General features: G+C 28.3%; 1 protein-coding gene. It reads left to right on the forward strand.

Features of this window, described 5'->3' with window-relative positions:
- Window positions 1-339 precede the first annotated feature (339 nt).
- Window positions 340-1,315: hypothetical protein (locus tag AB4232_RS21715; RefSeq protein ID WP_372087993.1), on the forward strand; the 976-nt coding region annotated here is incomplete at its 3' end.

The raw sequence follows: 1,315 nt of genomic DNA on the forward strand, positions 1-1,315 counted from the left end.
TTTATACATTAACCATTATCATAATGTAAAAAATGAAACATCTATAATAGAAACATACCCAATCAAAGGCAACATATATTGATTGCCTATTAATCGTTATTGAAAAGTTTACTCCAGGCTATTTATATAAGGTGATTTTTCACCTTGTATAAATAGAGCCTAAAACACACCACTACTTCAAAGTCACAATTGAGATGTCAGCCTAAAAATCAAACAAAAACCTACAGAATCCTAACAATATAAGCTTCGATCACAACATTGTCACTCTATAAAGCTACACTAAACCTACTAGAATAATACGTTAACGTGACATTAAATCTACTGCGTAGGAAATAAATAATGGATAAAGAAGAACAACTAGAAAGATCTCAGGTTTTGTCAAAAACAAATATAGATCAAAAAAAACAGATTATTAGGATGATGTACAAGCATGACTACATCACTAACGCAAATGAAATTAAAATTGACTCTCCTGATCTTATTGAAAAAATAGAAGAATCAATAAAAACAAAATCTGAAAATAATAATATCGACGCTATAATAACAGAATTCCTAAAAAATATGATTGATGATAATTTCATGAAATTATTATCTATCGATCGGGTTTTTTGCGTTTTCTGTTATTTACACTTATCGAATAATGATATCTTCAATATAAATGAGCGTTATATATTCTTTAATAAAAAAGGCGTTATGCAAGAAATATTACGATTAAAGTCATTTTCAAAACTATCAAAAATGAGAACACTCAAAGATATTGAAAATGATGTTATTTATTTTTTAAATACCATAGAGTGTAACTCGCCGGACAAAATTAGTTACCTTAATTACCTAGAAGAAAAATACTACAATTCAAAAAATAAACATTCATTCTCCTGGTTAGATGCAAAAGAGTACAATATTGATGCATGGTCTATAAATTATCTTACTGAAAATGAAACAATTAAAAGATACTGCAAAAATATGCCTGAATTAGTAAATAATAATGAAGCATTTAGGATAACTGTCCCTGCGATATTTCACTCCATTGAAATAGGAGAGTCTGACAAGACGTTGTTTTTAATAAACATGAAGAAAGCATGGAGTCAAAAAAAACATCGAATAAAAATTAAAAAGGAAAAGAAGAAATCTTTAAATATTATTGTTGACGAGTCAACAGTGGAACAATTAAAGCAGTTATCGCAAGAGTTTGATCAACCAGTAAACCAAATAGTGTCAATGATGGCTAGCCGTTGGGTATCCAATATAGAAAAAGTAAAAGAAGCGATAAAAAAAGAAAAACAAAAAAAGATAGAATCATTCGACCGTTTTAAGT

Source organism: Vibrio sp. 10N.286.46.A8 (assembly GCF_041470165.1).
GTDB classification, from domain to species: Bacteria; Pseudomonadota; Gammaproteobacteria; order Enterobacterales; family Vibrionaceae; genus Vibrio; species Vibrio tasmaniensis_A.